Source organism: Pseudoalteromonas sp. CO109Y (assembly GCF_004208935.1).
In the GTDB taxonomy this organism is placed as follows: Bacteria; Pseudomonadota; Gammaproteobacteria; order Enterobacterales; family Alteromonadaceae; genus Pseudoalteromonas; species Pseudoalteromonas shioyasakiensis.
Map to the genome: position 1 here is coordinate 516,979 of NZ_SGPD01000042.1, position 6,855 is coordinate 523,833.

Genomic DNA, 6,855 nt, shown 5'->3' on the forward strand with positions numbered 1-6,855 from the left:
GCTAAATCAAACCTTACTACCGACTCACGTTTGCGGTATGGAGGGCTGAGCCATGGATTACGAAGTATTACACCAGAAAAAAACGACAACATCTGAAGGACGCTTTTTAATACCATTAGCGATTGCTTTTATAGCCGCAATTATGTGCTCAGCAATCTTCTTTTTCGAACTACAACTTCATAAAAATATTAATAACAGTGTTGCTGAACGACTGAGAGAATCAAGCGCTACCGTAGATGTGCAAGTCCATGAAAAAATAAATAAATATAAAAACGATTTACAGTTTTTATATTCCACTCCACCTATAGCAGGACTTGCCAGAGCTGCAGCAAATGGTGGTAACGACCCTCTTGATAACACTACCTCAGAGCAATGGAAAAAACGTTTAGAAACGATATTCGTTGCATTTTTACAATCAAATTCTGAATTCGAGCAATTACGTATCATCAGTACACAACAAGCAGGACAAGAACTTATCAGGGTAGACAGAGCTGCCGGTGGCATAGTTGTAAAATCCGATAATCAGTTACAGGATAAAAGTGGCCGTGATTACTACCAACAGAGTTCGCAATTACCACAGGGTGATATGTATTTATCAGCAATAACACTTAACCGGGAATATGGAAAGCTCGATTATCCATATAAGCCTATGCTGCGAATAGCCTTACCCATTTTTGATGAAAATATGCAGCGCTATGGGCTGATTATTGCAAACATTAACACCTCTCACCTATTTGCATCTCTTAATGCGATGGTACAAGCACCAAACTCATTGATCCTAACAGACAGCGAAGGCTACTTTTTAGTTCACCCAAATGAAGACTTACGCTTTAGTCGCGACTTAGCGCCAAACAAACGTTGGGACTCAGTGTATAAATCTGAACCCGCCTATCTAGAAAATATACTCAGCATTAGCTCTAACTTTGCTGGTGAACAACAATACGAAGCGTTAAGTAAACGCATACCTCTTACTGGGGATTTAGAAACCGGGTTTATAGATGCCCACATTATGCTTCCTCACTCTGAAATTAATGTGATGGAGCGCGAACAGAGGATCAGCACCTATGTTTTTTTGCTGGGTGTTTCTGCTTTTTTAGTGTTTGTGCTTGGATTTTTACATCGGAATTTAAAGCGTAATCGTGAGCTTGCCGAGGCAAGAGCAGTATCTTCAGCCATTATTAGCGGCTCAAAAGATGCCATTATTGCGGTCAGTGATATTGGTCTTGTGTCTAGTTGGAATAAAGCGGCCACTGAACTGTTTGGGTTTCAACGGGAACAAGTTCTAGGCGCTGATATAAACAAACTGAACCTATTTCCAAATATTAATATTAAAGAGGTATGTAACGAGGTTAAAAGCCAACGAAAGCAACATGAAATTGAAGTCGACTACCAGCAATCAAATCAACAAACAACTCATTTAGCACTCGCTTTTTCAGCTATTTTTGATGAACATCATCAACACAACGGCTCAGCCATCCTCATTCGCGACACTACCGTTGAAAAGCAAGCGAGCGACAAAATTAAGCAAATAAATAACGAACTCGAAATTAAAGTCGCACAAAGAACTGCCCAGCTCGAAAAAGCCAGCCAAGTTAAAAGCGCTTTTATATCCAATATCAGCCATGAAATGCGTACTCCCTTAAACGGCATTATCGGCACACTTAATTTAATTAAACGAGAGTCATTAAGTAACCAACAGCAACATTATTTAGAAATGACCGAGGTAAGCGTTAATAGCTTAAATGTGCTTATTAACGACATTCTTGATTTATCAAAAATTGAGGCTGGCAAACTCGACTTGGACAAAAAAGCGTTTAACCCTATTAATTTTTTTGAAAGCTTAAGTGGCAGCATGGCTGTTAAAGCACAAGAGAAAAACCTTGAATTTATTTTAGATATTGCCGATGTTGAGTACAGCTCGATTGTTACTGACCCTCATCGCTACTCACAAGTGCTTACCAATTTAATAAATAACGCGATCAAATTTACTAAAACAGGCTTTATAAAATTTACCGCCACAAGCAAACGACTTAGCGATGATAACGTTGAGCTATGCTGCACAATTCAAGATACTGGCATTGGTATTGCGCCTGAAAATCAAAATAAATTGTTTAGTGCTTTTACCCAAGCCGATAACAGTGTGGCCGCACAATATGGGGGCACAGGGCTTGGTTTATCGATATGTAAGCAACTAGCTAGTTTACTCAATGGACACATATCCTTTGAATCAACCGAGGGGAAAGGGAGTGCTTTCACATTTACCATTCAGTTAGACAGCCAAAATGTAGAAGAACGCCAACCAAGCAGCCGCTTAAAAGACAGCGTTTTTGCTGTGTCGGTCAAACAACCTGAGCTTGAACGAAGCCTAACAAAACTAATCTCTCATTGCGGTGGACAGCTCACGAATGTTGACCTAGAAAGCTTTGAGGTAAGCGATAACATGCCCTTTGATACGCTAATTTTAGAGCCTGGCAATCCGTTACTCGCAAAACTTGATAGCTTTAGTGAAAATACCTATGACTATAGCCTGCCCTTTAAATTAGTGGTGCTTATAAACCCAACCGAACCACCACCACAAGCTAAATTCTGTGCCTATACGCGGTTATCTAAACCTGTGCTTATCTCTGAGTTTTTACTTAAACTAGCTGATGAACGACTCATCCAAGAACAGCCAACTCAAGATACAATGCCAATGCGCCGCGAGACAGATACGCACATTCACATTGATGTTGATATTGCAGGCGCTAAAGTACTCATTGTTGATGATAACGATATTAATGCTGCAGTTGCCAAAGGCACATTAATGAGCTTGGCGCTGCGCTTTGAAATGGCATCGAATGGTAAGCAAGCCATTGAAATATTAGCAAATGCAGCAGATGGCGACCCATTCAATTGTGTTTTGATGGATTGCCAAATGCCTGTACTAAATGGCTATGATGCAGCAGCACAAATACGCAAAGGGGCTGGTGGAGAGCACCATAGCGACATTCCTATTATTGCTATGACTGCCAATGCTATGCTCGGTGAGCGTAAAAAGTGCTTAAACGCAGGTATGAACGACTACATCACAAAACCAATCAGTGCCGATAAGCTCATCACCACCACAGCAAAATGGGTTGCATCAACGTACCCTAAACATCATACAGCGCCAAAAACGATTGCTGTGTCTGAGGTAAATCAATCGCAAGCTTTACAGCAAGAAGAATTAATCGATGAAGAAAAACAGCATTGGAATCGCGAAGCAGCCCTTGGTCGCTTAATGAATAACGAAGTACTATTAAACAAAGTGAGTAAGATGTTTTTAGAAAGCTCACATAAAAAAATAACGCTACTAACACAAGCAATCAAAGACAAAGATTACCATGGGATTGCAACCACCAGCCATGCCCTAAAAGGGACCTGTGGCGATGTGGGCGCAGCCAAATTGCACCAGCACTTTACTGAGCTTGAGGTGCTGGCCGCAAGTAAGGGCAATACGCTAAAAGATATTCAACTTAAGCTACTCGAAATCGAGAAAGACTATGAGGTTCTGTTAGAAATTTTACAAAAGCATACCGTAGCCAGAGTCGGCTAATTTTATTAATAGCAAATAAATGGGCTTTGAAAATCAAAGCCCATTTTTCATTAAAGCGCCGCATATTTGTCTTCTAATTTTCATAAAGTGGGAGTATGTTTATACAAACCACTAAAGGAATGACGCTATGACCGCTAAAACGCTGATTTTCAACTTTGATGGCACAGGCAGCGAACCTCGTGATGCTGAACAATTCAGCGCTGCACACTTCAAAGAAGACGCCAGTATTTCTAATATTCTTAAACTTCATTTACTTTTTGGTGGCGCACTCAATAGTGAACCCGAAACACCATTTCCAACCCAACTTAGCTTTTATTATCAGGGTATAGGCACCCAAGGTAGCCGCTTTCGACGTTTATTTAATCAAGCCCTTGCACCAAGAGGCGATGATGTTGCCAGCATTTTAAATCGTGCTATGAGCGACTTTAAAAGCTACTACACTGTAGGTGATAAAATACTTCTGACTGGTTTTAGCCGAGGTGCTGCCCTTGCTAGGCGCTTTGCCAAATGTTTAGAGCCACTTATTAGTGATGATGTTTACTTATGTGTATTTGATACCGTTGCATCTATTGGTTTTTCAAAAGTAACAAAAGCAACCCGCGGTGCTGAGCACGTTATTTTTGAAAACTACACACTTGCAAGCAATATAAAAGCAGCCCTTCATTGCGTAGCACTTGATGAAAAGCGCCGTGCATTTGAACCCACACTTATTAATAGTGCGCCGCATGTGCAAGAGATCTGGTTTGCGGGCGCTCATTCAGATGTGGGTGGCGGCTATTATCGTGATGGTTTAGCCGACATTTGCCTGCGCTATGCAATTGAGTGGCTGATTGAACAAACCGTTGCATTAAACTTACTTACCAGTGCGGATATCAATTACAACACCTTGCTCCCAGAAGAGCATCGTAATCTCATTGCTCAAGATGATGTCACCGTAACACCAGATCCATTGGCACTAAGCCATCAGCAAAACTATTTTTGGTTTAACCCTTTGTTTAAACTGGTAGATCGCGAATGCTGTGTATTGGTTGATAACGAACAAAGCACGCTCACGCCAACTATTCATTACACAGTAGCAGAGCGTATTAATCGTTTAACAAGCTATCGCCCTGAATCGTTAAAGAGCCTTCACTACGACGTACTTTATAATGACGAAACTCGCTTAAGCTTTAAGGGTTTAAGCCCGCATATTGCGCTTGATAAACAAAATATGACGGTGCTGAGCGTAGACGAAAGTAAAGATGTGTTTGTTTATGGCGCTGAAAAATACAACCACACAGGCTTAATGTTAGAGCAAGGTGGTACGTACCGATTTATGCCTTACCCAGAGCAAACTTGGTATGACGATGGCATTAGTTGTGGCCCTGCAGGCTGGCACCGTGACAATATTCAACTAGGGGTGAAAGAAATCCCGATGGCCGTGCTTGAACCGTTTAGACGATTACCGCACGCACAATGGTTTGCGTTGATTGGCGCTATCGATAACAACGATGAGCATTTGTTTGAAATTGCTGAGGGTGCTGATATTCGTATTGCTAAATCAGGCGAGTTTTGCCCGTTTGCCAACGACCTAAACCGCTTTTATGGGGCGAATGCGGGGCGTATTAAACTGCGCGTGACTCGTTTAGGATAGTTTAGTGTTTGGGATAGTTTATTGCTTAACATAGCGAGCGATGATCTCCGTTATCGCTTGCTGGTTGTTTAAAATTGCTGAGTTAATAGCCGCTCTGTCTTCTGCTAAAAGGGTTGTTTCGCTCAGCATAAAATAAACGCTGTCATTATTGACAATATACGGATGCAGCTCGATACCCTGCTGATTATTTTTTTGAATTAAATATAAACCAGCTAGTTCATCATCAACAAAAAAATCGACCCGCCTAGCAACTAGCATAGCGAGACGCTGACGCAAAGATGACACAGTAACGAGTTGTTCTTTATATTTTGCGTCTTCTTTAAAATGAGTGAAGTCAGGGCCAAAGTAACTACCACTGTTAGTTAAAATAACTTGCTGATGTTCGAGCAGCCCTTGTAAATCAAGAGATTCTAACCGGCCATGCGGGTACCAAAACAAGCGCATCACTTCATTACGGTAAGGCTTGGAAAAGAAACTAAAAGAGTCACGTTCTGTGCTATAGCTTGCCGCGGGTAGTAAATCGACTTTACCGTGCTTAAGCTCTGCAAAGCCGCGTTTAGATGAAGGCATAACAACGTATTTAGCGCAAAATCCTGCCTCTTTTAGCACTAAATTAACCACATCAATATCAATGCCAGTAAGCTTGCCATTTTGCTTAAAAGCATAAGGTGCCCACTGCTGACTAATCCCCACTTTTAGGGTTTTATCGCAGCTAAAAGCCGAGTTACTCAATACAGCAACAACAAGTAAAAACAGCGCTTTTAACCCCATTAAGCCACCTTAGTTTAAATACTTACAGATCATATTATTCAAGTATGGTTGATAATGTCTGAAAGACCAATGTGTGATGTGGGAAACCATAAGTTAGCGAGTTTCAAGGGGAAAGAGTAAAGTTGCGAGGTGCGAGGTGCGAGGTACGAGTCTGTAGCAGCGATTTTACATCGCATCCTAGAACCCAGAGCCTAGCGTCTATTATTTCCCCCGTAGGACTGGCTTTAGCCGGGAAATGTCTTAAGTTAGCGAGTTTCAAAGGGAAAGAGTAAAGTTACGAGGTACGAGATACGAGTCTGTAGCAGCGATTTTACATCGCGTTTGATTGATTGGTTTATCTTTTAAAATAAAAAGGTTTACATGGATTATGTTGGGTATCGCTCCGCTCGACCCAACCTACCCTAAAAATGTGCAGTTCAAATGCTGAGAAAAGCACACGACCTAATCAACCCCACTGATCGACTGACATCTAATATCTGACCTCTAACGACTAAAAGCCAGCGATTTTACATCGCGTCCTAGCGCCTAAAACCTAGCGCCTGATGTTTCCCCCGTAGGCGTGAAACTTGTTTCGCGCGTCTGACCGCTGAAGGCGGAGTAGGTCGTCATTTATGGCGACACAAAACCGTTAACATAAACGGGCTAAAGCCCGACCTACAAGTTATTTTAGTGGTTTAAATACTCCTCCCGCGAAATAAATTTCAAACATTTCACTTTAATTGTCGCGGCATAAAGCCGCTGCTTGATCTGACTCCATAAAAGTAGACACCTTTTTGGAGTCAGTAATCATGAAAGTAAAGTCACAGCGTAGATATTCCCTCGAATTTAAAATAAAAGTCGTTCAAGAGTCGTTAGACACCACAGATACAGTTAAGAT

At 41.5% G+C, this 6,855-nt stretch carries 3 protein-coding genes; 2 read left to right on the forward strand and 1 reads right to left on the reverse strand.

The annotated features are described in order from the left end of the window. The first annotated feature begins 52 nt into the window (after positions 1-52). Together EXT43_RS19955 and EXT43_RS19960 are read left to right on the forward strand one after the other, a co-directional pair. Positions 53-3,574 carry an ATP-binding protein gene (locus tag EXT43_RS19955; RefSeq protein WP_062564737.1) on the forward strand — a complete coding sequence of 1,174 codons (3,522 nt, stop codon included), beginning with the start codon at positions 53-55 and terminating at the stop codon, positions 3,572-3,574. Between the two features lie 127 nt (positions 3,575-3,701). Then, on the forward strand, positions 3,702-5,207 hold the full coding sequence (locus EXT43_RS19960) for a DUF2235 domain-containing protein (protein WP_062564738.1): 1,506 nt from the start codon (positions 3,702-3,704) through the stop codon (positions 5,205-5,207). Between the two features lie 18 nt (positions 5,208-5,225). Here EXT43_RS19960 and EXT43_RS19965 read toward each other — a convergent pair whose 3' ends face one another. Next, positions 5,226-5,978 carry a transporter substrate-binding domain-containing protein gene (locus EXT43_RS19965; RefSeq protein WP_062564739.1) on the reverse strand — a complete coding sequence of 251 codons (753 nt, stop codon included), beginning with the start codon at positions 5,976-5,978 and terminating at the stop codon, positions 5,226-5,228. Between the last annotated feature and the right edge of the window lie 877 nt (positions 5,979-6,855).

Bases quoted from the DNA above. Each gene is read 5' to 3' on its own strand.
- EXT43_RS19955 (WP_062564737.1), top strand. From the start codon at position 53: ATGGATTACGAAGTATTACACCAGAAAAAAACGACAACATCTGAAGGA.
- EXT43_RS19960 (WP_062564738.1), top strand. From the start codon at position 3,702: ATGACCGCTAAAACGCTGATTTTCAACTTTGATGGCACAGGCAGCGAA.
- EXT43_RS19965 (WP_062564739.1), bottom strand. From the start codon at position 5,978: ATGGGGTTAAAAGCGCTGTTTTTACTTGTTGTTGCTGTATTGAGTAAC.